At 73.9% G+C, this 24,471-nt stretch carries 19 protein-coding genes, 4 pseudogenes and 1 riboswitch; of the genes and pseudogenes, 11 read left to right on the top strand and 12 right to left on the bottom strand.

The genetic code is table 11. From position 1 onward, the window contains the following. Positions 1 to 367: 367 nt before the first annotated feature. The 4 genes and pseudogenes from IE271_RS13190 to IE271_RS13175 form a co-directional block, all read right to left on the bottom strand. Positions 368 to 838, bottom strand: a pseudogene (locus tag IE271_RS13190) (DUF6099 family protein); the annotation flags it as partial. Between the two features lie 485 nt (positions 839 to 1,323). After that, a pseudogene (locus tag IE271_RS13185) lies at positions 1,324 to 1,644 on the bottom strand (nucleotide pyrophosphohydrolase); the annotation flags it as partial. Beyond that, positions 1,641 to 2,804, bottom strand: coding sequence for an AAA family ATPase (locus IE271_RS13180; RefSeq protein ID WP_190190449.1), 1,164 nt, complete (start codon positions 2,802 to 2,804; stop codon positions 1,641 to 1,643). The pseudogene IE271_RS13185 and the gene IE271_RS13180, both read right to left, overlap by 4 nt. Positions 2,805 to 3,253: 449 nt before the next feature. Then, complete coding sequence (locus tag IE271_RS13175) at positions 3,254 to 3,643, bottom strand: cell division protein SepF (RefSeq protein WP_190190448.1); 390 nt, start codon at positions 3,641 to 3,643, stop codon at positions 3,254 to 3,256. A gap of 294 nt (positions 3,644 to 3,937) precedes the next feature. On the opposite strand from IE271_RS13175, the gene IE271_RS13170 reads away from it, so the two are divergent. Then, positions 3,938 to 8,269 carry a bifunctional nitrate reductase/sulfite reductase flavoprotein subunit alpha gene (locus IE271_RS13170; RefSeq protein WP_229919305.1) on the top strand — a complete coding sequence of 1,444 codons (4,332 nt, stop codon included), beginning with the start codon at positions 3,938 to 3,940 and terminating at the stop codon, positions 8,267 to 8,269. Positions 8,270 to 8,405: 136 nt separating this feature from the next. Here IE271_RS13170 and IE271_RS13165 read toward each other — a convergent pair whose 3' ends face one another. The 3 genes and pseudogenes from IE271_RS13165 to IE271_RS13155 form a co-directional block, all read right to left on the bottom strand. Beyond that, positions 8,406 to 9,440, bottom strand: coding sequence for a zinc-dependent alcohol dehydrogenase family protein (locus IE271_RS13165; RefSeq protein ID WP_190190447.1), 1,035 nt, complete (start codon positions 9,438 to 9,440; stop codon positions 8,406 to 8,408). 124 nt (positions 9,441 to 9,564) lie between these two features. Further along, complete coding sequence (locus IE271_RS41955) at positions 9,565 to 9,906, bottom strand: DUF7010 family protein (protein WP_229919301.1); 342 nt, start codon at positions 9,904 to 9,906, stop codon at positions 9,565 to 9,567. A gap of 400 nt (positions 9,907 to 10,306) precedes the next feature. Then, positions 10,307 to 11,146: pseudogene (locus tag IE271_RS13155) on the bottom strand (MFS transporter); the annotation flags it as partial. Here IE271_RS13155 and IE271_RS13150 point away from each other — a divergent pair. From IE271_RS13150 to IE271_RS13130, 5 genes and pseudogenes are all read left to right on the top strand, one after another. Next, positions 11,146 to 11,466, top strand: a pseudogene (locus IE271_RS13150) (MarR family winged helix-turn-helix transcriptional regulator); the annotation flags it as partial. The pseudogenes IE271_RS13155 and IE271_RS13150 sit on opposite strands and share 1 nt — an antisense overlap. 140 nt (positions 11,467 to 11,606) lie before the next feature. Continuing rightward, positions 11,607 to 11,789: riboswitch (cobalamin riboswitch) on the top strand. 31 nt (positions 11,790 to 11,820) lie between these two features. Beyond that, positions 11,821 to 12,540, top strand: a complete 720-nt coding sequence (locus tag IE271_RS13145; protein ID WP_190190446.1) for an energy-coupling factor ABC transporter permease — start codon at positions 11,821 to 11,823, stop codon at positions 12,538 to 12,540. 161 nt (positions 12,541 to 12,701) lie between these two features. Further along, entirely contained in the window at positions 12,702 to 13,130 is a 429-nt protein-coding gene (locus tag IE271_RS13140) for an energy-coupling factor ABC transporter substrate-binding protein (RefSeq protein ID WP_229919304.1), read from the top strand. A 6-nt stretch (positions 13,131 to 13,136) separates the two neighbouring features. After that, the gene (cbiQ, locus tag IE271_RS13135; protein WP_190190445.1) at positions 13,137 to 13,895 is read left to right on the top strand and encodes a cobalt ECF transporter T component CbiQ; all 759 of its coding nucleotides are present in this window, start codon (positions 13,137 to 13,139) and stop codon (positions 13,893 to 13,895) included. 12 nt (positions 13,896 to 13,907) lie between these two features. Beyond that, positions 13,908 to 14,774, top strand: a complete 867-nt coding sequence (locus tag IE271_RS13130) for an energy-coupling factor ABC transporter ATP-binding protein (RefSeq protein ID WP_190190444.1) — start codon at positions 13,908 to 13,910, stop codon at positions 14,772 to 14,774. An 82-nt stretch (positions 14,775 to 14,856) separates the two neighbouring features. Here the strand turns inward: IE271_RS13130 and IE271_RS13125 are convergent, their stop codons facing one another. The 3 genes from IE271_RS13125 to IE271_RS13115 form a co-directional block, all read right to left on the bottom strand. Further along, positions 14,857 to 16,464: a serine/threonine-protein kinase gene (locus IE271_RS13125; protein WP_190190443.1), complete on the bottom strand. Its 1,608-nt coding sequence runs from the start codon at positions 16,462 to 16,464 to the stop codon at positions 14,857 to 14,859. Between the two features lie 272 nt (positions 16,465 to 16,736). Further along, entirely contained in the window at positions 16,737 to 17,141 is a 405-nt protein-coding gene (locus IE271_RS13120; protein WP_190190442.1) for a DUF2795 domain-containing protein, read from the bottom strand. Between the two features lie 151 nt (positions 17,142 to 17,292). Continuing rightward, positions 17,293 to 17,664, bottom strand: coding sequence for a DUF8129 domain-containing protein (locus tag IE271_RS13115; RefSeq protein ID WP_190190441.1), 372 nt, complete (start codon positions 17,662 to 17,664; stop codon positions 17,293 to 17,295). Between the two features lie 456 nt (positions 17,665 to 18,120). Between IE271_RS13115 and IE271_RS13110 the strand changes: the two genes are divergently transcribed. Together IE271_RS13110 and IE271_RS13105 are read left to right on the top strand one after the other, a co-directional pair. Beyond that, a complete protein-coding gene (locus IE271_RS13110; protein ID WP_190190440.1) occupies positions 18,121 to 18,795 on the top strand; it encodes a hemerythrin domain-containing protein in 675 nt (224 codons plus the stop codon). A gap of 96 nt (positions 18,796 to 18,891) precedes the next feature. Next, positions 18,892 to 19,221 carry a hypothetical protein gene (locus tag IE271_RS13105; RefSeq protein WP_190190439.1) on the top strand — a complete coding sequence of 110 codons (330 nt, stop codon included), beginning with the start codon at positions 18,892 to 18,894 and terminating at the stop codon, positions 19,219 to 19,221. 90 nt (positions 19,222 to 19,311) lie between these two features. Here the strand turns inward: IE271_RS13105 and IE271_RS13100 are convergent, their stop codons facing one another. Together IE271_RS13100 and IE271_RS13095 are read right to left on the bottom strand one after the other, a co-directional pair. After that, positions 19,312 to 19,872 (bottom strand): AAA family ATPase, encoded by a 561-nt coding sequence (locus tag IE271_RS13100; protein ID WP_229919300.1) that lies wholly within the window; start codon positions 19,870 to 19,872, stop codon positions 19,312 to 19,314. Between the two features lie 540 nt (positions 19,873 to 20,412). Further along, a complete protein-coding gene (locus tag IE271_RS13095; protein ID WP_190190438.1) occupies positions 20,413 to 21,339 on the bottom strand; it encodes an alpha/beta hydrolase in 927 nt (308 codons plus the stop codon). Between the two features lie 130 nt (positions 21,340 to 21,469). Between IE271_RS13095 and IE271_RS13090 the strand changes: the two genes are divergently transcribed. The 3 genes from IE271_RS13090 to IE271_RS13080 all read left to right on the top strand — a co-directional run bounded on the left by IE271_RS13090 (position 21,470) and on the right by IE271_RS13080 (position 24,307). Then, entirely contained in the window at positions 21,470 to 22,348 is an 879-nt protein-coding gene (locus IE271_RS13090; RefSeq protein ID WP_190190437.1) for a helix-turn-helix domain-containing protein, read from the top strand. A 196-nt stretch (positions 22,349 to 22,544) separates the two neighbouring features. Beyond that, positions 22,545 to 23,225, top strand: a complete 681-nt coding sequence (locus tag IE271_RS13085) for an NAD-dependent epimerase/dehydratase family protein (RefSeq protein WP_190190436.1) — start codon at positions 22,545 to 22,547, stop codon at positions 23,223 to 23,225. A 557-nt stretch (positions 23,226 to 23,782) separates the two neighbouring features. Further along, a complete protein-coding gene (locus tag IE271_RS13080) occupies positions 23,783 to 24,307 on the top strand; it encodes a hypothetical protein (RefSeq protein ID WP_229919299.1) in 525 nt (174 codons plus the stop codon). The last annotated feature ends 164 nt before the right edge of the window (positions 24,308 to 24,471 follow it).

Genomic DNA, 24,471 nt, shown 5'->3' with positions numbered 1-24,471 from the left:
CACCGGCGGCCGCGATCGACCGTGACGGGCACGGCGACCGACCGGCCTGGAACGCGACGCCCGACTCGCGTCCCGGCGCCGCTCAGCTCGCGTCCCGGCGCTCCTCGTCCCGCCGCCTCTCCGGAAGGTCCACCGCCTCCGGCACTCCCCTGGCCTGCGGCGCCCCCTTGGTCTGCGGTATCCCCCGGACCTTCGGTGCCGCGCCGCCCGCCGACGCCTCCCCGGTCTCCCGTGCCCCCTCGATCCCCCGTGCTCCCTCGGCCTTCCGTATCTCCTCGGCCTTCCGTATGCGCCCGGTCCCTCCCGTCCCCCCGGTCCCCGGTGTCTCCTCGACCTGGCGTAAGCGCGGGACGAACCGGTCCTGTTCGCCCGCCGGCAGAGCCGAGCGCGCCCGCGCCTCCCGTGCGGCGAGCTTGCGCAGCAACTCCAGGACCCTGTCCCTGGATTCGTCGGCGGCGTCGATCGCCTCCATGCACTGCCAGTACGTCCCCTCGTCGTCCGCCGCGGCGGCGATGCCGACGAGGGCCATGCCGACCTCGCCGAGGAGTCCGCCGAGGCCGAGCAGGGTCTTCCGCGCGTCGCCGAGGCCCGTCAGCCGCGCGGCGCGCAGTGCCTCGGTACCGCCCGCCGGAGCGTCGAGGACGCCGCAGCCGCGTCCCGCCAGCTCCATCAATCCCAGTGCCTCACCGCGCAGTTCGGGCGGTCCGGACACGGCCAGACGACTGCCGATGGCCTGCGCGAGCGACTGGGCCTGCCATGCCTCCGTCATGATGCCGACCGTGTCGTGGCTCTCCGCCAGGGCACGCCTGCTCGCGCCGATGAGCCGCACCGCGTCCATGCGCTGCCCCTGTCTTGTCCGACGCACTTTCACACGTCTGCCCGAACTCCGCTGTCCATTACCCAGAGTGAAGTGCGGCGGGACGAAAAGCCAGAGGAAGACCGAAATCTGTGGACAACCAATTCGATGTGGACAACATCATCACTTCGGAGAGTGACAACGGGCGTCGAAGCCCTTCAGTGACCCACTCCCCTCGCTCGCCCTGCTCCGCTCGGTCCGCTCACTGTCCTGGTCCTCCCTCACTCCCCCGATCTCCCTCACTCCCCCGATCCCCCTCGCTCACCTCGCTCTCCCTCACTCCCCCGACGTCCGCTTGGGCCCTCGCCACCGACGCCCGGTTCTGTCCCCGATCCCGACTCCGAATCCGCATCCGCATCCGCATCCGCATCCGGGATGAGGTCGGCAGCGGGCCCGGAGGTCGAAGCCGGGACCGGAGCCGGATCCGGGACCGGAGCCGGGACCGGAGCCGGGGCCGGGGCACCGCCCCCGACCGGGAACCTCCGTTCGTTCCGGTCGATCTTCGCGTCCAGAGCGGCCAGCGGGTCGACGCCCAGCACCTCGCAGAACTGCAGCAAGTACGCGAGCACGTCCGCGACTTCGTCCTTCACCCGGTGCGCGGCGTCCGGGTCGTCCATCACCCGCGCCGACTGCTCGGGCGTCAGCCACTGGAAGATCTCGACGAGTTCGGACGCCTCCACGCTCAGCGCGGCCACGAGGTTCTTGGGCGTGTGGTACGGCTGCCAGTTCCGCGCCGCCGCGAACGCGGCCAGTCTCCGCTGCAGCGACGCCACATCCAGTTCGGTCACGGCGACAGGTCTACCACCGTCACCCCGTCCGTCCCCACGGCCCACGACGCGTCGCCCACCGCGCCCACCAGCCGGATGTGTCCGCGCGCGCACATCAGGGCGGCGACCCGCAGCAGTTCGCCCCGCTGCCGCGCATCGAGCCCCCGGTCGAAGCCGTCCGCCAGCACGGTCAGCGTCTGCAGGGCGGCCGGGACCTCCCCCGCCGGGTCGACGTCCAGCACCCCCGGCCCGGTGAACAGCACCAGGGCCAGCGCCAGATAGCGCAGCTCTCCGTCGCCCAGTACTCCGAGCGGCGTGCGCACCCCGTCCCCGCGGTCCAGCACGGCGCGCACCGAACCGTCGGCCGCCCGCTCCGCCCGTACGTCCAGGACCGTGCCGCCGCATCCCGAGCGCACCGCGGCGACCAGCTGCGCGTGCCGCCGCGAGCACTCGGTGCGCGTACGCCACAGCACCTCGGCGAGGTTGTCGCAGCCGGGGAGCAGCCGCCCCTCGCCGAGCGGGACGGCGGCGCGCATGCGTCCGGGCACCGGGTCGCACGCGAAGACGGATCGCAGCGCGACCACCACCTGCTCGGCCGCGGCGAGCACCCGCCGCTGCTCCGCGGTCCGGCCCGCGACGCGCAGCGGCAGCAGGGCCGTGCCGAGGCGGTCGTCCGGCAGCGGCGCCCTGGTCACGGCGGAGGAACCGGCCGTGTGCCAGGCCGCCTGCACGGTGCGCCGGCCCGGGTCGCGCAGGGCCGTCTCCAGGAGGGTCCGCGATCCGGCGGTCAGCCGCTCGCCCACGACGCGGAGCTCGGGCTCGGCCTGGACGGCGAGGTCGAGGCGTACGGGTCCGGCGGGGCCGTCCACCGTGCAGCCGATGCGGAAGCCGCGCCGCCGCTGCGCGTCGGGCCGCGCCTGCTCGGGCACGCAGAAGGCCGGATCCGGGAAGACCTCGGCCAGCGGGGCGCCGCCGCCGAGCCGCGCCAGTGCCTCGTACGCCCGCAGCGCGGAGCTCTTGCCGCTGCCGCTGGGGCCCGTGAGGAGGGTGAGCGATCCGAGCGGGAAGGCCGCTCCCCTGTGCGCGGCGAAGGCGGAGAGCCGCAGCTCCGTGATGCTCGGCCGGTCCGGTCGCGACGCGGTGCGGGCGGCGGCGGTCCCCTGGGGACAAGGCACGGTCATGCCGGGACCGTAGAAGGCCGATGATCGGCCGAACCGTTTCGCCAGCGGTGTCTTCCTACGATCGGGCGATGGCCCCCGCGGTACCGCGGGGCGCCGGAGCGGGGCCGGGCGCCGGGCGGCGCCGCCCTGGTCACACGGCGTACCGCGCCCGCTCCCCGCGCCTTCCGACGTCCCGCCGGTCCCGGCACACCCACGAAGCCCGCCGCAGGCCCGCCGAGCACGCAGGCCGATCGAGCCCGCCGCAGCCGCCCACGCAGCCCGCCGGACTCGCCGCCGCCCACCGCAAGCCCGCCGAGCACGCCGCCGCACACCCGCAGCAGGCCACCGCAAGTCCGCCGAACTCGCCGCAGGCCGCGCCGGACGCACCCGTTCCGCAGGCCCCGGCGGCAGTGCCGCCCCAGCGGCGGTGTCGCCCCAGCGGCGGTGTCGCCCCGCCGGCTCCGCGTCCGTCAGACTCCGGGGACCCCCGCCCCCTCCATCAGTCCGCGCACCTCGGTCCCGTTCGGGGTCAGCAGGAACACGTTCTTGTCGACCCGGTGCATCCCGCTGGCCAGGCCGAAGACGACGCCCGTGCTGAAGTCCAGCACCCGCTTGGCGACCTCGACCTCGGCCCCGGTGAGGTCCAGCAGGACCGGTATGCCCGCCATCAACGTCTCGGCGACGTCGCGGGCGTCCGCGAACACGTTGACCCGGAGCACCATGAAGCGCCGCCGCGCCTCCGTCTCCGCGTCCGGCAGGGCCCGGTGGTCCACCGCGGAGGGCCAGGCGTCCCGGCCGCGCAACGGAACGACCTGGGCGAGCCCCTCCCACTGTTCATCGGTGACGTCGTGGCTGTTCACCGGCTCCCCCCGATCCGACTCGCACTGTTTGCCTGCACCCGGCAATTCTTACGCCAAGTCACCCGTTCGGCCCAACAACGACACGGTCCGCGACGGCGGCGCGCCTCACATCGCGCCACCGCCCGCTGTGTGCCTCGCGTAACCCCTCGTGATCATGCGTCGTGACAGCGGCGTAACGGGCCGTCCGTACGCTCCTCGGGCCAGGCACCGAGCGGAGAGGGGCAGCACGTGGCCGCGGAGAACGGACAGAGCGTCAACGCGGCGGCCGGTACGCAGGGTGTGCAGCCTACCCGGGTGCGGACGGTCTGCTCGTACTGCGGTGTGGGCTGCGGGCTGGTCCTGGACGTCGGGACGGGCCCCGACGGCCGGCGCACGGTGCTGAAGGCGTCCGGCGACAAGGAACACCCCGCCAACTCCGGCCGGCTGTGCACCAAGGGCGCCACCACCGCGGAGATGCTCGCCGCGCCGGGCCGGCTGGCCACCGCGCTGGTGCGGGCCGGCCGGGGCGAGGAGGCGGCGCCCGCGCCGCTGGACGCGGCGCTCGCCGAGACGGCCCGCCGGCTGCGCGCGACCGTGGACGAGCACGGTCCGGACGCCGTCGCGCTCTACGTGTCGGGGCAGCTGGGCCTGGAGGCGCAGTACCTGGCGAACAAGCTGGCCAAGGGCTTCCTGCGGACCCGCTACATCGAGTCGAACTCGCGGCTGTGCATGGCGAGCGCGGGCACCGGCTACAAGCTGTCCCTGGGCGCGGACGGCCCGCCCGGCTCGTACGAGGACATCGACAGGGCGGACGTCTTCCTGGTCGTCGGCTCCAACATGGCCGACTGCCACCCCATCCTCTTCCTGCGCCTGATGGAGCGGGTCAGGACGGGCGGCGCCAAGCTGATCGTCGTCGACCCGCGGCGCACCACCACCGCCGAGAAGGCCGACCTGTTCCTGCAGATCGCGCCCGGCACGGACCTGGCCCTGCTGAACGGCCTGCTGCACCTGCTGCACGAGAACGGGCACACGGACCCGGACTTCATCGCCGCGCACACCACCGGCTGGGAGGGCATGCCGGAGTTCCTCGCCGACTACGCGCCGGACGCCGTCGCGAGGATCACCGGCCTCCCCGAGGAGGGCATCCGGGAGGCGGCGCGGCTCATCGGCGAGGCGGGCGAGTGGACGAGCCTGTGGACGATGGGCCTCAACCAGTCCACGCACGGCACCTGGAACACCAACGCCCTGGTCAACCTGCATCTGGCGACGGGCGCGATCTGCCGCCCGGGCTCCGGCCCCTTCTCCCTCACCGGTCAGCCCAACGCGATGGGCGGCCGCGAGATGGGCTACATGGGCCCCGGTCTGCCCGGCCAGCGGTCCGCGCTGGTCGCCGAGGACCGCGCCTTCACCGAGGAGCTGTGGGGGCTGCCGCCCGGCACGATCCGCGCGGACGGGGCGGGGGAGGGCACCGTCGACATGTTCCGCAGGATGGCGGACGGTGAGATCAAGGCCTGCTGGATCATCTGCACCAACCCCGTCGCCTCGGTCGCCCACCGCAGGACGGTCATCGAGGGCCTGGAGGCCGCCGAGTTCGTCGTCACCCAGGACGTCTTCGCCGACACCGAGACCAACGCGTACGCCGACGTGGTCCTGCCCGGCGCCCTGTGGACGGAGGCCGAGGGCGTCCTCGTCAACAGTGAGCGCAACCTCACCCTCGCCCGGCCCGCCGTGGACGCGCCCGGCGAGGCGACGGCGGACTGGCGGATCATCGCGCGCGTGGCGCAGCTGATGGGGTACGGGGAGGCTTTCGCGTACGAGAGCGCGGAGGAGGTCTTCGAGGAGATCAAGCGGGCGTGGAACCCGGCGACCGGCTGGGACCTGCGCGGGGTGACGTACGAGCGGCTGCGCCGGACGCCCGTGCAGTGGCCGGCCGCGCGCGAGGACGGGCCGGACCGCAATCCGATCCGGTACGTGACCGGCCCGTCCGGTACGGACGGACCGGGAGGCACGGGCGGTACGGGCGACCTGTCCCGTACGGGCGGTACGGGTGGTGGTGCGGGCGGAGAGGGCGGCGCGGGCCGCGGGCTGCGGTTCCCCACGGCCGACGGCCGGGCGGTGTTCCACGCGCGGCCGCACATGCCGCCGGCCGAACTGCCCGACGACGACTTCCCGTTCGTGCTCAACACCGGGCGGCTCCCGCACCAGTGGCACACGCTGACCAAGACCGGGAAGGTGGCCAGGCTCAACCGGCTGGACCCCGGGCCGTTCGTGGAGGTCCATCCGCGCGACGCGGCCGCGCTGGGGATCGCGGACGGCGACGCGGTGGAGGTGTCGTCGCGGCGCGGGCGCGCGGTGCTGCCCGCCGTGGTCTCCGACCGGGTGCGGGAGGGGAGCTGCTTCGCCCCCTTCCACTGGAACGACCTGTTCGGCGAGTACCTCAGCGTCAACGCGGTGACCAGCGACGCGGTCGACCCGCTGTCGTTCCAGCCGGAGCTGAAGGTATGCGCGGTGGCGCTGGCGCGGGTGCACCGGCCGGGACCGGCGGCGGCCCGGGAGGACGGCGAGGGCGGGGACGCGGCGGCAGGGGAGGTCCTGGCGGCGGCCGCGGCGGTCCCGGCGGAGGTCTCCGGCGCCGCCGCCGCGCTCGGCCTCGCGCCCGCGCCGCCGCCCCCCGTGCTCAGCGCGCGCGAACGCCGGTACCTGACCGGGTTCCTCGCCGGTCTCGCCTCCGGCAGGTCCGCGTCCGGGGTCCCCGTCCTGCCGCCGGACGCCCCCTTCGAGCCCGACCACGCCCTGTGGGTGAACGGCGTGCTCGCCGGGATGCACTCCCGGTCGTCCGCGCCCGCGGCCGAGCCCGGTGCGCCGGACGGCGTGCCCGGCGCCGTGCGCGAGGTCGTCGTGCTGTGGGCCTCGCAGACGGGGAACGCCGAGGAGTTCGCGGCCTCCGCCGTGGACCGGCTCGCCGCGACCGGGCGCACCGTGCGCCTGGTCGGGATGGACGAGGCCGATCCGCGCCGGCTGCCCACGGGCGCCGATCTGCTGCTGATCACCAGCACGTTCGGCGACGGCGACGCGCCCGACAACGGCTCCGGCTTCTGGGAGGCGCTGACCACGGCGGAGACGCCGCGCCTTGACGGTGTCCGCTACGCCGTCCTCGCCCTCGGCGACTCCTCGTTCGACGACTTCTGCGGGCACGGGCGCCGGCTGGACCGGCGCCTCGGCGAGCTGGGCGCGGTGCGGCTCGCCCCGCGCACGGACTGCGAGCCGGACTACGAGCCGTCCGCGCGGGCGTGGCTGGACCAGGTGATCACCGCCCTCACGGACGGCCCGTCCGGCGTACGGGGCGCGTCCGGCACGGGGAGTCCGTCCGGCACGGGGAGTCCGTCCGGCACGGACAGCCTGTCTGCCGCGGACGGCCTGTCCCTCGCGGACGGCCCGTCTCCCGCGGACGGCCCGGCGACGCCCTCCTCCTCGCCCACCTCGTCCGCGACGTCCGCGCCCGCTCCCACGAAGGCGGCGTCCCGCAAGCCCGTCACCGCTACCGCCCGCCTCGTGGGCAACCGGCTGCTCAGCCTGCCGGGCGCGGACAAGGAGGTCCGCAGGTTCACCTTCGACCTCGGCGCGGACGGGACGCCCCTGACGTACGAGGCGGGGGACGCGCTGGGCGTCCGGCCGGTCAACTCCCCCGCCCTGGTGGACGAGTGGCTGGCCGTGACCGGCCTGGACGGCGCGACCGCCGTGCCGGTGGACGGGGTCGGCGAGATCCCCCTGGCCGAGGCGCTCGGCCGGCACCTCGACATCACCCGCATCACCCCCGGCCTGCTGCGGTTCGTCTGCGACCGCACCCGCGACCGGTACGAGCTGAAGCGGCTGCTGCGCCCGGACAACAAGGACGGCCTCGCCCAGTGGTGCTGGGGCCGCCAGGCCGTCGACGTACTGGCCGAGTACCCGGTGCGGGCGGACGCGCGGGAGTGGGCGGGCGTCCTGCGGCGGCTGCAGCCGCGCCTGTACTCCATAGCCTCCAGCCCGCTCACCGACCCGCACCTGGTGTCGCTGACGGTGTCCGTCGTGCGGTACGAGAACCTGCGGGGCGTGCCGCGCGGCGGGGTCTGCTCGCCGTTCCTCGCCGACGCCGCGCAGGGGACGCGGGTCCCGGTGTTCGTGCAGCGCGCGCCGCACTTCCGGCCGCCGTCCGACCCGGCGACGCCGCTCGTGATGGTCGGGCCCGGCACGGGCGTCGCGCCCTTCATGGGCTTCCTGGAGGAACGCCGGGCCCTCGGCCACCGCTCCCCCGCCTGGCTGTTCTTCGGGGAGCAGCACCGGGCCACCGACTTCTACTACGAGGAGGAGCTGGCCTCCTTCCTCGGCGACGGCACCCTCACCCGGCTCGACACGGCCTTCTCGCGCGACCAGCGCGCCAAGGTCTACGTCCAGGACCGGATGCGCGAGCACGGGTCCGAGCTGTGGCACTGGCTCCGGGACGGTGCCCGCCTCTACGTCTGCGGCGACGCCTCCCGCATGGCCAAGGACGTGGACCGGGCCCTGCGGGACATCGCCGTCGCCCACGGCGGCCTGACCGAGGCGGAGGCCACCGCGTACGTCAAACAGCTCGCCGCGGACAAGCGGTACGTGCGGGACGTGTACTGAGGTCCGTAGGCGCAGGACGTGTACCGAGGTCCGTACGCGTGAGGCGTGCACCGAGGTCCGTACGCGCGGGCCGGCGCGCTCGCGGAGACGCGTCCCGCAGCCGGCGCGCACGCCCGCATCGCACCGGCCGCACGCATCACGGCACGATGAGGACCTTCAGGGCCTCGCGGTCGGCCATGGCGCGGTAGCCGTCCGGGACCTCGTCCAGGCCGACGGTGCGGTCGAAGACCCGGCCGGGCTCGACCCTGCCCTCCAGCACGTCGGGCAGCAGCTCCTCGATGTAGGCGCGGGCCGGGGCCACGCCGCCGGTCAGGGTGATGTTGCGCATGAACGTCGAGCCGCCCATCGGCACCTGCCCGTACTGCGGGGCGCCGACCCGGCTGACCGTGCCGCCGTCCCGGACGATCTCCAGGGCGGTCTCCATCGCCTGGGACAGGCCGACGCACTCCAGCACCGCGTGGGTGCCGTCGCCGCCGGTCAGCTCGTGGACCTTCGCGACGCCCTCCTCGCCGCGCTCGGCGACCACCTCGGTGGCGCCGAAGTCGCGCCCCAGGTCCGTGCGCTCCTTGTGCCGCCCCATGAGGATGATCCGCTCCGCGCCCAGACGCTTGGCGGACAGCACCGCGGACAGGCCGACCGCGCCGTCCCCGATGACCGTCACGGTCGTGCCGGGCCCGACCCCGGCCGTGACCGCGCAGTGGTGCCCGGTGGGGAAGACGTCGGACAGGGTGAGCAGCGACGGCAGCGGCTCGGAGTCCTCGCCGACGGGCAGCTTCACCAGGGTGCCCGTGGCCTGCGGCACGCGGACGGCCTCGCCCTGGCCGCCGTCGAGGGCGTCCCCGCCCCACATGCCGCCGTGCCGGCAGGAGGTCTGCAGGCCCTCACGGCAGAAGTCGCAGGTGTTGTCGGACCAGACGAAGGGCGCCACGACGACGTCGCCGGCCCGCAGCCCGGACACCTCCGAACCGGTCTCCTCGACGACGCCGAGGAACTCGTGGCCGATGCGGGCGCCCCGCTCGGAGGGCTCCTTGGAGGCGTAGGGCCACAGGTCGCTGCCGCAGACGCAGGAGCGCAGCACGCGGACGACCGCGTCCGTGGGCTCCTGGATCCGCGGATCGGGCACCTCCTCCACCCGCACGTCGCCGGCACCGTAGATCAAGGTCGCTCGCATGGCGTTTCCTCCCGCTCTGAGCTGTTCCGGGGTGTTCCGTCGCGTCGAGTACCCCGATGGGACGGCAGATGCGCGGGAGGAAGGAGGTACGAACGGGCACGCAGGTGCGTACGGCTGCGGTGCGCTAACCCCGTACGGCCAGGTGACAGGCGGTGCCCCAGAGCACCACCGCGCAGGCCAGGCCGACCACCCCCCGGACGCCCTCGGCGCTCAGGCCGGCGGCGACGAGCACGAGGCCGACGACCGCGACGGCGGTCAGCAGGGCCGCCGTCCAGCGGTACTGCCTCTGGTCGTACAGCCGCGCCAGCGGGAAGAAGTGCAGGCCCACGACCAGGGCGACGCCGACGGGGATGAGGGAGGGGTGCCCCGAGGCGTTGGACGCCGCGATCACCGCGAGGACGGCCACGAGTTCGACGGTGTTGACGATGCCCACGCCGCGCGCCCAGTTCGGCGGCGGGCTCACCACGCGGGGCGAGGGAGCGGCACCCCTTTCGATACCCCAGGTATACCGTCCCCGCCGTGACGAGGACGGCCGCGGCCTCCGTCGCCAAGGGGACGACGTCCGTGGCCGACCCCGTTCCCGACGCCGCCGCGAAGGCCCACACCAGGGCGAACACGCAGAGCACGAGGGTGCCCCTGCGGCGCAGCGTGCGGGTGAGCGCGAGGCACGCGTCGTCGGGCGTGGGTCCGGTCGCCGGTGTCGTGGGCGTCATCGGCGGAGCGTACAACGGTCTTCACGCTCCGTCCGGGCGTTCCGGCGGGACCGTCCTGGGCGCACACGAGCGGAATCACCACGTCCGCCACGACGCGCCATGGCTCCGCCCACCCCGGGGCGGGCGGAGCCGTACCGCTCCTCCCGGTGCGGATCAGGCCTCGACGGCGGCCTGTTCCGGCGCGCGGGCGGTGTCGTCCGCCCCGCCGTCGGCCGCGGTGGTGCGGGCGGCCGGGATGACCGACGCGATCAGCGCGGAGACCAGGGCCACACCGCCGCCGATGACCAGCGCGGTGCGGAAGCCGTCCTCGGAGGCGGAGGTGAAGCCGCCCATGGTGGTGGTCATCTGGGCCAGGACCACGCCGATCACGGCGGCGCCGACGGAGGTGCCGAGCGAGCGCATGAGGGTGTTGAAGCCGTTGGCGGCGGCGGTCTCGCCGAGCGGGACCGCCCTCATGATGAGGGCGGGCATCGCGCCGTAGGCGAGGCCGAGGGCGCCGAGCGCGTCGAAGCGCTGGCCCTTGGCGCTCGCGGGCACGTCCGGGATCAGGAACCGGATCAGCGCCGCGATGATCACCGCCAGGACGGCGGAGCCCCAGAAGAGGACGCGCCAGCTCACGTACTGGGCGACCCCCGAGGCGATCGGCAGGCCGAGACCGCCGCCGATGCCCATGGAGGCGCCGACCAGGGCGATCGAGCCGCTGAGCCGCTCGGCGGGCACCACGTCGCGCAGCAGGGCGATGCCCAGCGGCACCATGCCCATGCCCATGCCCTGCAGACCGCGCCCGACGATCATCGGGACGACGGAGGTCGCGACCGCGCACACCACGGACCCCGCGATCAGCGGGACGGCGCACGCGAGCAGCATCCGGCGCTTGCCCAGCAGGTCGCCCAGGCGTCCGGTGACCGGTACGCAGACGGCGGCCACGAGCAGGGTGACCGTGATCACCCACGCGGAGTTCGAGGGCGTGGTGTGCAGGATCTGCGGCAGTTGTCCAGGGGCCCATGTCGCTCGGCGAGCTGAGCGACGCCTTCGGCCTCGGCGCCTCCACGCTCAACCGTCAGACCGCCTCGGCGATGCGGGCCGGTCTCGTCGAGCGCGTCCCGGACCCCGACGGCGGCACGGCCCGCAAGTTCCGCCTCACCGACAAGGGCGCCCGCATGCTGGACGAGGAGCGCGAGCGCACCGTCGAGTCCCTGGACCGCGTCATGGCGGACTGGTCGGACGAGGACATCGCCGGCTTCGCCGCCTGCCTGCGACGCTTCAGCACCGACATCGAGCGCCTGGGCGGCCGGCCCTGGCCCCGCCCGTGACCGGCCGGCTCCGGTCCCGTCCATGAGGGGACGGGACACCGGGCACGCCGGACACGGCCGTGGACCGGGAGGGAGCGGGAAGGAGGCGGACGCCGCCGGCCGCCCGCTCACGCGCGGTTGTGCCCGCCCTCGGGTGGGGACTACTGTCACCAAGCCTTGGTGAACGGGAAATCCGGTGTGATGCCGGTGCGGCCCTCGCCACTGTGATCGGGAAGTCCGGCTCCGGCCCTCGCGGGCAGCCACTGGGTCCACGGACCCGGGAAGGCGGAGCACGGGCGGTGACACCCGTCAGCCAGGAGACCGGCCAAGGCGCGTCGTACCATCCACGAGGTGCTGGAGAGGGTCTGCTGAGCCATGCACATAGCCGAGGGTTTCCTGCCTCCGGCGCACGCGATCGCCTGGGGCGTAGCGTCCGCGCCGTTCGTCGTCCACGGAGCGAGGTCCCTGACACGTGAGGTCAGGGAGCACCCGGAGAGCACCCTGCTGCTGGGGGCCTCCGGAGCCTTCATGTTCGTCCTGTCGGCCCTCAAGCTGCCGTCCGTCACGGGGAGTTGCTCGCACCCCACCGGCACGGGCCTGGGCGCCATCCTCTTCCGGCCGCCGGTCATGGCGGTCCTGGGCACCATCACCCTCCTGTTCCAGGCGCTGCTGCTCGCGCACGGCGGCCTGACCACGCTCGGTGCCAACGTCTTCTCGATGGCGATCGTCGGGCCGTGGGCCGGGTACGGGGCGTACAGACTGCTGCGGCGGTACGACGCGCCGCTGATGGCCGCGGTGTTCACGGGCGCGTTCGTCGCCGACCTGTCGACGTACTGCGTGACGAGCGTGCAGCTGGCGCTCGCCTTCCCGGACCCGAGCAGCGGTTTCCTGGGCGCCCTGGGCAAGTTCGGCTCCATCTTCGCCGTCACGCAGATCCCGCTGGCGGTGAGCGAGGGCCTGCTCACGGTGCTGGTGATGCGCCTGCTCGTGCAGTCGAGCAAGGGCGAGCTGACCCGGCTCGGCGTCCTGCTGAGCGGGCGGAAGGAACGGACCGGTGCCGGTGCCGGAACCGGCACCGAGGCGGTGGCCCGATGAGCCAGAGCCCGATGAGCCAGGACCCGGTGAGCCAGGACCTGGTGAGCCGGAATCCGTCGAGCGGGACCCCGGTGAGCGAGAACCCCGCGGACCGGAGCCCGGCCGACCGGAACGCGACGGGCGGGAACCCGGCGGACCGGGGCCCGGCCGGCCGGAAGACGCTGAGCCGGAACGCGAGGATCAACCTCCTGCTGCTGCTAGCCGTCGCCGCGCTCGCCGTCCTCCCCCTGGCCCTCGGTCTCGGCGACGGCCAGGAGGAGCCGTTCACGGGCGCCGACGCCCAGGCGGAGACGGCGATCACCGAGATCGAGCCCGACTACGAGCCGTGGTTCTCGCCCCTGTACGAGCCGCCGTCCGGCGAGATCGAGTCGGCGCTGTTCGCCCTGCAGGCGGCCGTCGGCGCGGGCGTGCTGGCGTACTACTTCGGTCTGCGCAGGGGGCGGCGCCAGGGCCAACTGCGGGCGCCGGCACGGCAGGACAGCCCCCCGGAAGCGGAGACGGGGCCGGGGACAAGGCCGGGGACGGAGGCCGTGCCGTCCGGCGGTGACCGGAAGGCCGCCGGCAGCACCGAGGCCGACGGGCGGGTCTGACCCCTCGTGCTGCCGATCGACGCGGCGGCGCACAGCAGTCGCTGGCGCCGCCGCCACCCCGTGGACAAGGCCGTCCTCGGCCTGGGGCTCACCGTGCTCGCGATCTCGCTGCCGCCCTGGCCGGGAGCTGCGCTCGTCCTGCTGACCGCGCTGGCCGTGCTGCTCGGGCCGGCGGGCGTGCCCGGGCGCCGGCTGTGGCGCGCGTACCGGGTGCCGCTGGGCTTCTGCGCGACGGGAGCGCTCACCCTGCTCGTCCAGGTGGGCGGCCCGGGGGGCTTCGTGTCCCTGGCCGCCGACGGCCCGGCCCGCGCCGGGGAGCTCCTCCTCCGCACCTCGGCGGCCTCCCTGGGCGTCCTCCTGTTCGCCTTCACCACCCCGATGTCCGACCTCCTGCCGCGCCTGGTGCGGGCGGGCGTGCCGGCGGCCGTCGTGGACGTCGCGCTGGTGACGTACCGCATGAGCTTCCTGCTTCTGGACTCGGTGCGCCGCGTCCGGGAGGCGCAGGCGGCCCGGCTCGGGCACGGCAGCCGGGCGGCCGAGTGGCGCTCGCTCGCCGGGCTCGGCGCGACGGCGTTCGTCCGGGCCTTCGACCGGGCGGCGCGGCTGCAGGCGGGCCTCGCGGGGCGCGGCTACGACGGCACCCTGCGCGTCCTGGTCCCGCAGGCCCGGCCGTCCGTCCGCTTCACGGCCGCGAGCGCCGCCCTGCTGGCGGCCGTGGCCGCGCTCACCTTCGCACTGCGTTCGTTCGTACCCGACTCGTTCTGAAAGGCCGCCGACATGAGCGAGCCCGCCCTCGTCGCCCTGCGGGGCGCGTCGTTCGCGTACGAGGACGGCCCGGCCGTGCTCGACGGCCTCGACCTCGAGGTGCGCGAGGGACGCGCGCTCGCGCTCCTCGGCCGCAACGGCAGCGGCAAGACCACCCTGATGCGCCTGCTCAGCGGCGGCCTCCGGCCGCGCACGGGGCGATTGTCCGTCGAGGGCCGGCCGGTGACGTACGACAGGAGGGGCCTGACCCGCCTGCGGACGACGGTGCAGCTGGTGGTCCAGGACCCGGACGACCAGCTCTTCGCCGCCTCGGTGGCCCAGGACGTGTCGTTCGGCCCGCTCAACCTGGGCCTGCCGGACGCGGAGGTGCGCTCCCGCGTCGACGAGGCCCTGACCGCCCTGGACATCGCGGAGCTGGCCGACCGCCCCACCCACCTGCTCTCCTACGGGCAGCGCAAGCGCACGGCGATCGCGGGCGCGGTGGCGATGCGGCCCCGCGTCCTGATCCTCGACGAGCCGACGGCGGGTCTCGACCCGGACGGCCAGGAGCGCCTGCTCACCACCCTCGACGCGCTCCGCGCCGGTGGCACGACGGTGGTCATGGCCACCCACGACGTGGACCTGGCCCTGCGCTGGGCGGACGACGCGGCGGTGCTGACCCCGTCCGGCCCCCGCACGGGCCCGGCCCCCGTCCTGCTGACCCGCGCGGAGCTGCTCCGGGAGGCGGGACTGCGGCTGCCGTGGGGCGTCGCGGCGGCCCGTCTGCTGCGCGCGCAGGGGCTGCTGGCGGACACGGCGCCGGGACCGCGCACGGCGGAGGAACTGGCGGCGGCGGTGCCGGGGACGTACGGCGGGGTGACCGGCCGCGTCGGCGGGTGAGGCGCGCCGGAGCCCGGCCCGTCCGTCCGCCGCTGCGCGGCGCGTACCCGGCCGGCGCCGGCGGCCGTCGCTCAGCGCGCGCTCATCCCCGCTCCTCCGGTTTCCCCGGTTCGTGCGCGCCCCGCGTCCCGGGCTCCTCGGGCTTGCCGCGCTCCACGGGCTTCTCGAACCCGACGAGCTGCTCGGACTTCTCCGTCCTCGTCGGCGCCTCGTGCTTCCCGGGCCCGACGCGCGGCTCCGGTCCGGTCCGCGCGGAGGCCGCCGCGACGCGGTCGCGCGCCGCGTCGCCCTCCCGGGCCGAGGCGGACGGGACCGAGGAGACGCCGCGTACGGAGGAGAGGGTGCGCTCCTGCGGGACGGGGGAGTCCCGCGGGTCCTGGGGGTCCTGGGGGTCCTGCGGGAGCGGTGCCCCGGGGCCCGGTCGCGCCTCCGCGTCCGACGGCGCCGAGGGGGTGCCCGACGGCTCGGCGGCCGGGCCGGCCGGCTCGTGTCCGGCGACCGCGCCCGGGGCCGCGTCGGTGCCGTGGCCGGGCAGGCCGCCGATCGAGCCGGTCAGGGCGACGCCGAGCAGGGTGGTGAGCGCGGCGCCGACCGTCACCAGGGTGCGCCGGTCGCGGCGGCGGACGGCGGGGGCCTCGTACGCGGCGGCCGCGGTGCCCACCGGGGCGAAGACGCCGGAGGAAACGGAGGGCCCAGGAACGCCGGAAACGCCGGAAGGACCGGAGGGCCGGGAGACGCCGGAAGCGCCAGAGGGACCGAAGGAGCCTGAGTGCACGGGGAACACCGGAGCAGGGGCGCCTCCCGCCGGGTGGGCGCCGGACGCCCCGGCCGGGAGCCCGCCGAGGGCTCCCTCCTCGCTCATGGCCGCCAGCGCCTCGGCGCACGTACGGGCGTCGGGGCGTTCGCGCTCGTCCTGCGCGGTCATGGCCGTCAGCAGACGGGCCGGGCCGCCGTCGAGGAACGCGGGGACGACCGGAGGGCGGTGCAGGCGTGCGATCGCCGCCTCCAGCGGGGCGCCGGCGTACTCCAACTCCCCCTTGAGGCACTCCAGCAGGGTCAGGCCGAGGGCGTAGACGTCCGCGGCGGGCCCGACCTCCCGGCCCATGACCTGCTCGGGGGCCAGATAGGCGGCGGTGCCGGTCAGCACTCCGGGGGCGGTGCGCACGGTGTCGTCGGCCGGGCGCGCTATGCCGAAGTCGGCCAGGTGCGGGGCGCCCGTCTCGTCGATGAGGATGTTGGACGGCTTGACGTCGCAGTGCACCACCCCGGCGGCGTGCACGTGGGCGAGGGCGCGTGCCAGGGCCGCGCCGAGGACGCCCACTTCGGCGGGGCTGAGGGCGCCCCCGCCCTCCCCGGATATGCGCGCGCGCAACGTCGGGCCCTTGATGAGTTCCATGACCAGGAAGGGGGTTCCCTCCTCCCGCCCGGAGTCGTAGACGGTGACGAGCCCGGGGTGCTGCAGACGGGCCTGCAGGAACGCCTCTTCGCTGAAGCGCTCCTCCTCCGGCCGTGCCTCGCCGGCCGTCCGGAACACCTTCACCGCCACCGGTCGTTCGAGCCGGAGGTCGAATCCCTCGTGGACGTCGGCGGCGCCGCCCCGCCCGAGCAGGGCGTCCAGCCGGTACCGGCCCGCCAGCACCTCGTTGCGGAGACGGGGGCCCGACTCCGCGGACCACGGGTGTACCGGCATGCGCTTCCCTCACGACGGAGACGGCGTCCGATTCCGGATCGGTAATCCGGAATCAGACATTCGCGTTCCCCGAACGAGCCGCACCATCCCCGGCGTGCGCTTGCCGCCCGCCGCGGGCCGTCCGGTGCGGCGGGTGCTCACACGCCGCGCTCCCCGGCTCCGGGCACGGGTGTGCCGGAACCGGGGAGCGTGCCGGGGCCTTTCAGACCCCGTCGGCCGGACCCCGCCCTCCGTCCGGGTGGTCCGCCGTTCGCCGTCCGCCGTCCTGCTGGTCAGGAGGACCGGTGCCGCAGCGCGGAGACGATCTCGTGCGCGTTGTGGTAGGTGCCCTTCTCCGGAAGGTCCCGTGCCGCCTGCACCAGGGGGTCGGGCGCCTGCCGTTCCTCCAGGGCGCGCAGGAGGGTGCCCCGGTCGGCGGGGTACACGGTGCGGTCCAGGTGACGGGCCATCTCCAGGTGCAGTTCCTGGTCCTCGGCCTGCCGCTGGGCGCGCTCCCGCTCCGGTCCGGGCGGCGGCACGGGTCCACTCCTGGTCAGACGGATGTCGTCGTCCGCCTCCGGCTCCGGGTCGACGGCCTCCTCGACGTGCGTGTGCTGCCCGGACCTCAGGTGTCCCTGCAGCTCGTGCTTCATCTCGTCGTCCTTGCGACGGCTCACCGGATTACTGCCACGCTCCATGGCTGTCCCGCTCCCTTCTTCCTTCCCTCGCCGTGTCACCACGGCGAGCGGCTCGCAATCTGCCGGTTCCCCGGGCCGCTCCGCCCCCTCCCGTGCGCCACGGCGGAGGCGTGGTCCGCACGCGCGGCCGGCCACGGGGGCTCGCCCTGTGTCAGCCCGTGGGACGGGGCTGCGCCGGGTTCTCGGGGGTGCCGTGGGACGGCGGGTTCATCGCCGGGCCCGAGGTGTCGGGCGAGACCTGGGACCCGGCGTCGGCCGGAGGAGCGTGCTCGGGGGCGGGCGCGAGGGGCGAGCCCTCGGACGGTTCCGCGCCCTCGCTCAGCTCCTGGAGCCGGCCGCGCAGCACCTGCAGGACGGGAAGCCTGTGCCCGTGCGCCTCCTCGTAGGCGAGCACGTCCCGCAACCCCGCCTCGTCGAGCGTGCGGACCCGGTGCTGGAGGCTGCCCAGCGGAAGGTGGTCGTAGTCCGGCAGCGGCAGCGCGTCGTGCTCGGGCGCGTGTGTCTGAGTCTTTCCCTCGGGCATGAAGACGTCCTTTCTCCGGCGGGCTTCGCCGCGGGCTCCGGGCGGACCGGCCGACTCCCGGGCACGCCGTGGACGGCAGTGCCTGAAATCGCCAGAAACCACTCATGCGGACACCTGTGCAAGTCCCGCGCCCGAGGCCGTCAAAACCTGCCTTTCATGATCGCCTCGTGTCCCGCGGCCGACGGGTCCGGAAGGGACCCCCCGCCCGGCCGGCTCCCGGCCGCTCCCCGGACGCGACGGGACGCCCGTGGCACCCTTCGGCACCCGCGATCCCCGCGCCGCCCGTGGGTTCACGGCCGGGGCGTGCGCGGATCCGGGAGGGAACCGAAGAAAACGCCGCTCGTACGGTGTGCCGCGCCGCGCCGGGGTACTCGCGTCGCCTGCGGGCACCGGCGACCGCCTGAGCGCCGGTACCGCCTTCGTCCCCGGCGGCCGGTGAGCGGAAAGGCGTGATCCATGTCCAGGACCATCGAGGAGCAGACCGTCGAGCAGCTGGGCGGCCCGAACAGCATCCTGGTGCGGCAGCGCCGCGACCATGCCGAGATGGACCGCCTGATGAACCTGTACCGGGCCCTGGACGACGGCGAGGAGCGCGAACGGGCCCTGAAGGACCTCGTCCAGCTCGTCTTCAGCCACGCCTTCGCCGAGGAGTCCGTGCTGTGGCCGGTCGTACGGCGGTCCGTCCCGGAGGGTGAGGAGCTGACCTCCCGGGTCGAGGAGGAGCACCAGCAGATCAACGACCTCGTCTCCGGCATCGAGCGCCTCGACGCCGGGGACCCGGAGCGCGAAGCGAAGGTGGAGCGGGTCTTCGCGCTGATCCAGGAGGACGTCAGGGACGAGGAGGACCTGCTGCTCCCGCGGTTGCAGGACGCGCTGGACTCCGCTCGGCTGCGCCGGCTCGGCGCGGCCTGGGAGGCGGTGCGCAAGAGCGCGCCCACGCATCCTCACCCCGTCGTCCCGCGGCGCCCTCCCGGCAACGCCGTCCTGGGAGTGCCGCTGAGCGCCTACGACCGGGCACGCGACGCGTTCGGACTCGACGTCTCCGGGGCGGCGGGCAAGAAGGCGCTCACCGGACTGGCCGGGGCCCTCGCCGTCGCCGCGGCCGTCGCGGTCCTGCGCAAACGGCACTGAGCCGGCGCGCCCGGCCCCTGCCCCGAACGCCCGGCGTCCCGTGCGGTGGATCAGCCCGCCGTACGGGAGGCAGGGCCCGCCGACACGGGAGACCCCATGACCGACGAGGACCGAGAGCCCGCCCCGGCGTCCGGGATGCGGGCGGACCACGACGACCACGTCACCCGGGACGACGCCGGGTGGCCCCGGCGCACCGGCGCGGAGAGCGGGTCGCCGCAGGAGGAGACGGCCGGCGCGGCGGAGGGGACGGCCGACGTGGTGGAGGAGGAGCCCTCCGTGCGCAGGGCCGTCGACGACGACACCGGTACGGACGTCCTCACCGGAGAGGACGCGGAGGACCGCGGCCCGCTCGCGCCCGAGTTCGAGGAGCCGACGGGCGGCGAGGAGCCGGCGGACGGCGAGGAGCCGGCGGACGGCGGTCCGTGACGGCCGGCCGTCTTCGCTCCCTGCTTCAAGGAACCGACGGACGGCAGAAGCCGACGAACGGCGGTCCGTGACGGCCGGCCGCCTCCCCCTTCACGGAGACCGCCTCCCCTTCACGCGGAGCAGCCGCTCACGCCCGGAGGCCGGGGCCCTCCGTGCGGCGGTCCCGCGCGGTGCCGAGGCGGCTCGGCCCCGCACCTCGAAGCCGCCCCGCCCGTCGAACCGCACCTGGCGCACCGCGTCGAACCCGTCCGCGGGCGACGGCTCGCGCAGCCGCTTCAGCGTGGCCAGGACGCCGACGTCCGGGACGCGGGCGCGCCCCTCGCGGGCGGCGTTGCGCCACAGTGAGCCGGCCACGTCCGGCGGGAACCAGTACGCCGTCGCCGTGGCGCCGTGCGCGTGGGCCAGTTCCACCAGCGGGGCCCACTCCCGCGGGGACGGGTTGGTGTTGTCCACGGCCACCGGCCGCCCGGCGGCCAGGTGCTCCTCCACCAGCCGCATCTGACGCCCCTGCCTGTCGCGGGCGCTCCGGGGGAACAGGCCCTTGCTGACCAGCCCGTACCGCCCGGACAGGCACTCCCTGTAGAAGGTCGACTTCCCGGACGCCTGCAGCCCGACGAGCACGGCCACGTCCATGCCCGTGTCCGTTTCCACGACCGTGTCCGCTTCCGTGTCCGGGCCCGGTCCCGTCCGTCAGCCCTTCGCCGCGGGCTCCAGGATCGCCACGCACTCCACGTGGTGCGTCATCGGAAAGATGTCGGTCTGAGAGAGTCGTGGAAAAGACCGGGTCAGAGCAGCTTTCTCGGCTCACCGCGCAGCGTGAGGGCGCCCAGAGCGTCAAACGAGCGTCATGGCCGACAGCCCGTCCCGCCAACTCGGGCCAGACCGAGCTGCCACGACCAGTTGCCCCAGCAGGCTCCGTCCCGCTCACTCCAGAGGCCAGCTGGCCCATCATGACCAGCGCCACTACTCCGGCCCCAGATACTCCGGCCCCAGAATGGAGGCATGCCCTCCAGCCCACAACACCCCGCACCCATGCCGAAGAACCTCTCGGGGGCGGAGGCGAGGACCTCGCGCTGTACCGGGAGAAGTGCCGGTCCTGCACCGACTCGATGACGCCGGCCTCATCGACGTCTCGCGCGTGGTCCTCGACTCCGCCCATGTCAGGACTAAAACGCCGGGGAGGTGGGGGTGTCAGACCGTCGCGTGCGCGGTCTGCGCCGCGAGGTTCTGGGTGAAGAACGGGAGGAGTTCGGTGGTGACCTGGGGTACGTAGCGGTCGTAGAGGTCGACGTGACTGGCTCCTTCGATCCAGTGCAGCCGCTTGGGCTCGTTCGCCTTCTTGACCGCTTCCTCGGACATCCAGGCGGTGGCCGCTTCGCTGCCGGCGATCATCAGGAGCGGACGCGGGGCGAGCAGACCGATGAGGTGGAAGGCGTCGAAGTTCACGATCTTGTCGACGCTGGAGAAGGTGAACTCGTCGGCCTGGCGCGGGTGCCGGCCGCGGTCGGTGCTGTAGTACTCCCAGGCTTCGTAGGAGTAGCGGCCGCCGGCGCGTGCCTCTTCCTCAGTTGGGAGCACGGACATCGTCGGGAGCGGCTCGCCGGCCGCCTCGGTGGTGCGTGCCGCGGCCGCCGCGTCGAGCAGCGCCTGGAGGACGGCGGGGTCCTGGGTGCCGTCGGGGCCGACCCGGAAGTACAGTCCGAGGTCGACGGCGCTGGCCGTCGCGACCGCGCGGATGCGGTGGTCGGTGACCGCGGCGGGAATGACGTAGCCGCCGGAGGCACAGATGCCCAGGGCGCCGATCCGGTCGGAGTCGATCTCCGGGCGGGTGGTGAGGTAGGAGACGGCGTTCTTGATGTCCTCGACACGCTGGGCGGGGTCCTCGGTGCCGCGGGGGGTGCCGCCGCTCTCGCCCTGGTAGGCGGCGTCGTAGGTGAGCGCGACGAATCCGGCGTCGGCAAGTCGCTGGGCGTAGGCGCCGGCGGTCTGCTCCTTGACGCCGCCGCCGGGGTGAGCGACGACCACGGCGGCGAGCGGGCCGTCGGCAGCGGTGTCGGGGGTGTACAGGTGGCCGGCGAGGGTGATCCCGGCGCTGGTGAAGGTCACATCGGTTCGCATGACCCCACCGTGCCCGCCGTGACCGGTGTGCGGGAGAGGAGGGTTCCTGCCTGGGGAAAGGCGTGCCGGGGAAGATTCTTTCCCCCCTTGACGGCCCGAGTCCGCGGCACAGGCCGAGCATAGTGGTGTCATGTCCGATTCGCGTTCATCCCGATCCGAGTTCGGTGCGTTCCTCAAGGCTCGCCGGGCCGAGCTGACGCCCGCGCAGGTGGGTCTCGCCGATGACGGGACCCTGCGGCGTGTCCCGGGGCTGCGCCGCGACGAGGTCGCCCGCCTTGCCACGATGAGCACCGACTACTACACCCGCATCGAGCAGGGGCGCGTGCGGGCCTCCGCGACCGTCCTTGCCTCCCTGGTACGGGCGCTGCGGCTCGACGAGGCACAGCAGGCTTACCTGTACGAGCTGGCGGGCAAGACCCCCGCCCCGCGCCGCCGCGCTGGGCATCGGGTGCGGCCGTCGGTGCAGCGGATGCTCGACGCCCTCGGCCACTTGCCGGCGATGGTGCTGGGCCGCTACAACGACATCCTCGCCTGGAACACGGCCGCAGCGGCCCTCTACCAGGACTTCGGCAAACTGACGCCATCCGAGCGCAACTACACCAGACTGCTGTTCCTCGACCCGGCCATGCGCAGCCTCTTCACCGACTGGGAGGACACGGGCCGGCTCAGCGCGGCACTGCTGCGGATGGAGACCGCCAGCAACCCCGACGACCCGCGCCTGGCCACACTGGTCGGCGAACTGTCGGTACGCAGCCCCGAATTCCGCGAGTGGTGGAACGGACGGATCGTCTCCCACACCACCTACGGCCCCAAACGCTTCCGGCACCCCCTCGCCGGCCCCCTCACCCTCGACTGCGACACCTGGACCAGTCCGAACGACCCCGACGTCATGTTCATGGTCCTCACCGCCGAACCTGGCACCCCTGAGGACCACGCACTGCGGATCCTCAGCTCCTGGCAGACCGCCCCCGCCCCGACTGCACATCCGGCCGACACCCACCACGACTGATCCGGCGGTCCGACGCGTCCGGCCGCGGATACCCCAAGGCGGTCGCCTCCAGCAAGAAGTCCCACGGCACGGCCATTCAGCAGCGCCTGTGGGCCGTCGCCGAAGAACTCACCCACGTCGCCTTTCCCGTCTGAGCCGTAGCCTCCGCCCACGCGCAGGCAACCGCGGATCAGAAAGCACCACAGAACAGGAACCCATGCGCATCATCGTCTTCGGCGCCACCGGCATGGTGGGCCAGGGAGTACTGGACACCTGCCTGAGTGACGAGCAGGTCACCGAGGTCCTCGTCATCGGCCGCACACCCACCGGACGCACCCACCCCAAGCTCCGCGAGCTCCACCATCAGGACTTCACCGACTTCACCCCGATCAAGAGCCAACTCACCGGTCATGACGCCTGCTTCTACTGCCTGGGCACCTCCGCCGTCGGCATGAACGAAGCCGACTATCGGGTGATCACCTACGACTACACGCTGGCCGCCGCCCGGGCCCTGCTGGCCTCCAGCCCCGGCCTCACCTTCGCCTACGTCTCCGGCGTCGGCACCGACGGCACGGGCAGGACCCGCATGATGTGGGCCCGCGTGAAAGGCGAGACCGAGAACGCCCTGCTGGAGCTCTCCCCACGGGCTTACGCGTTCCGCCCCGCGTTCGTCTTCCCCCTGCCGGGAACCAAGGCGAAGACCAAGTCCTACGTCCTGCTGTACCGGATCGTGACCCCGTTGTATCCGCTGCTCCGCCGTGTCGTACCCCGCTACGTCACCACCACGGTGCAACTGGGCAAGGCCATGCTCCAGATCGCCCGTGCCGGAGCACCACGCCGGGTCCTGGAAACGACAGACATCAACGAAGCGGCCGCCCACCGACCGCCGACACCGTAACCAGTATGTCGCCCCACGGACTGTCGGCCCCGGGTGGCGCACCGGGTCGCAGACCCCCCGGGTTCAGCGATCCTCAAAGCCTGGTGGGTGACGTTCAGGGAGCAGCTGCTGCAAGAGCTCGCGGAGGCCGGCGGCAGGATCGTCAAGAGCGGAGGCGGGCCGGACTTGGAGAAGTGGCCGTCCCGCGTCGCCGCGGCACGCAGGTCCGGAAGGATTCCGGAGACGAAGGAGCTGTACGGGGATTGGTGCCAGGGCGGGTACGAGATCAAGCCCGTCGACATCCCCGCCTGGCGCCTCGCCAGTCTCGAACCCGTCCCCGTTACCTCCCGGCTCACACGGCCGCACACCGTGGTCCGAGCCATGCAGACCGAACAACAGCCACTGGGCTTCACGAAGCCCGTCCAAGGACGTGCCCTCCGGCTCGTCCAGGCGCTGATCACCGCTGCCGAGGTCGAAGGACATTCCAGCTCGGCAGGACAGACCGGCTTCGCGCCCCCGTCTCATCGCCGTCGTAGGGGGCATCTCCCCACTTCACCGTCACCGCACAGGACCAGACTGTGGGGTTCCTTGTCCTCCAGGAGCAAGACCGGGCCGAGCACGTCGCCACCGAGAAGGAACTCACCGCGGCCGAGAAGGACTCCTGGGTCAGGATCCCTCGCTTCGACTACACCCCGTCGGAGCGTCTCCTCTTCGTTCTCAGCGGCGGCCAACCGCATCGGGGCAGCGAATGGTCCGATACCCCCGGCCACCCCTTGGAAGACCAGCTCGCCGAGATCGCCCAGGAGGTCACCCTCCGCGGCGAAGCCGCCGAACGCAGACGCCTGGACGAGATCGAAGTGGCACGCCAGGAGCGCATCCGCTGGGAAGCCGCCATGGAAGAAGCCCGAATCCGGTACGCCGAGGCGTACCGCGTCAGGCACTTCGAGGCGCAGGAAGCGACATGGCGCCACGCCACCCGACTGACGGAGTACGTGAACGCTGTACGCACCCGGGCCGAGGCCATGCCCCCAGGCCAGACCCGGCCGAAGCCGAAGCCTGGATCGACCGGGCAGCAGCCCGCGTGGAGAGCCTCGACCCACTGAACACACCGGCCCGGCTGCCCGACGTTCCCGAGCCACGCCCCGAAGACCTGAAGCCCTTCCTCGGGCACTGGAGCCCTTACGGCCCCACCTACTGACGCCCGCTCCGCCACACGTCCGGCCCGCCGAAGTACGGCAGCAGCGCTGCCTGCCACCACCGCAATTAG

Source organism: Streptomyces minutiscleroticus, from assembly GCF_014650875.1.
Taxonomy (GTDB): Bacteria; Actinomycetota; Actinomycetes; order Streptomycetales; family Streptomycetaceae; genus Streptomyces; species Streptomyces minutiscleroticus.
This window is presented reverse-complemented; position numbering and strand designations above follow the sequence as displayed.

What these genes read in the sequence shown, in the direction of transcription:
- IE271_RS13180 (WP_190190449.1), bottom strand. Translation starts at nt 2,804, where the DNA reads ATGACCGTGCCTTGTCCCCAGGGGACCGCCGCCGCCCGCACCGCGTCG.
- IE271_RS13165 (WP_190190447.1), bottom strand. Translation starts at nt 9,440, where the DNA reads ATGCGAGCGACCTTGATCTACGGTGCCGGCGACGTGCGGGTGGAGGAG.
- IE271_RS13145 (WP_190190446.1), top strand. Translation starts at nt 11,821, where the DNA reads ATGCACATAGCCGAGGGTTTCCTGCCTCCGGCGCACGCGATCGCCTGG.
- IE271_RS13130 (WP_190190444.1), top strand. Translation starts at nt 13,908, where the DNA reads ATGAGCGAGCCCGCCCTCGTCGCCCTGCGGGGCGCGTCGTTCGCGTAC.
- IE271_RS13125 (WP_190190443.1), bottom strand. Translation starts at nt 16,464, where the DNA reads ATGCCGGTACACCCGTGGTCCGCGGAGTCGGGCCCCCGTCTCCGCAAC.
- IE271_RS13120 (WP_190190442.1), bottom strand. Translation starts at nt 17,141, where the DNA reads ATGGAGCGTGGCAGTAATCCGGTGAGCCGTCGCAAGGACGACGAGATG.
- IE271_RS13115 (WP_190190441.1), bottom strand. Translation starts at nt 17,664, where the DNA reads ATGCCCGAGGGAAAGACTCAGACACACGCGCCCGAGCACGACGCGCTG.
- IE271_RS13110 (WP_190190440.1), top strand. Translation starts at nt 18,121, where the DNA reads ATGTCCAGGACCATCGAGGAGCAGACCGTCGAGCAGCTGGGCGGCCCG.
- IE271_RS13105 (WP_190190439.1), top strand. Translation starts at nt 18,892, where the DNA reads ATGACCGACGAGGACCGAGAGCCCGCCCCGGCGTCCGGGATGCGGGCG.
- IE271_RS13095 (WP_190190438.1), bottom strand. Translation starts at nt 21,339, where the DNA reads ATGCGAACCGATGTGACCTTCACCAGCGCCGGGATCACCCTCGCCGGC.
- IE271_RS13090 (WP_190190437.1), top strand. Translation starts at nt 21,470, where the DNA reads ATGTCCGATTCGCGTTCATCCCGATCCGAGTTCGGTGCGTTCCTCAAG.
- IE271_RS13085 (WP_190190436.1), top strand. Translation starts at nt 22,545, where the DNA reads ATGCGCATCATCGTCTTCGGCGCCACCGGCATGGTGGGCCAGGGAGTA.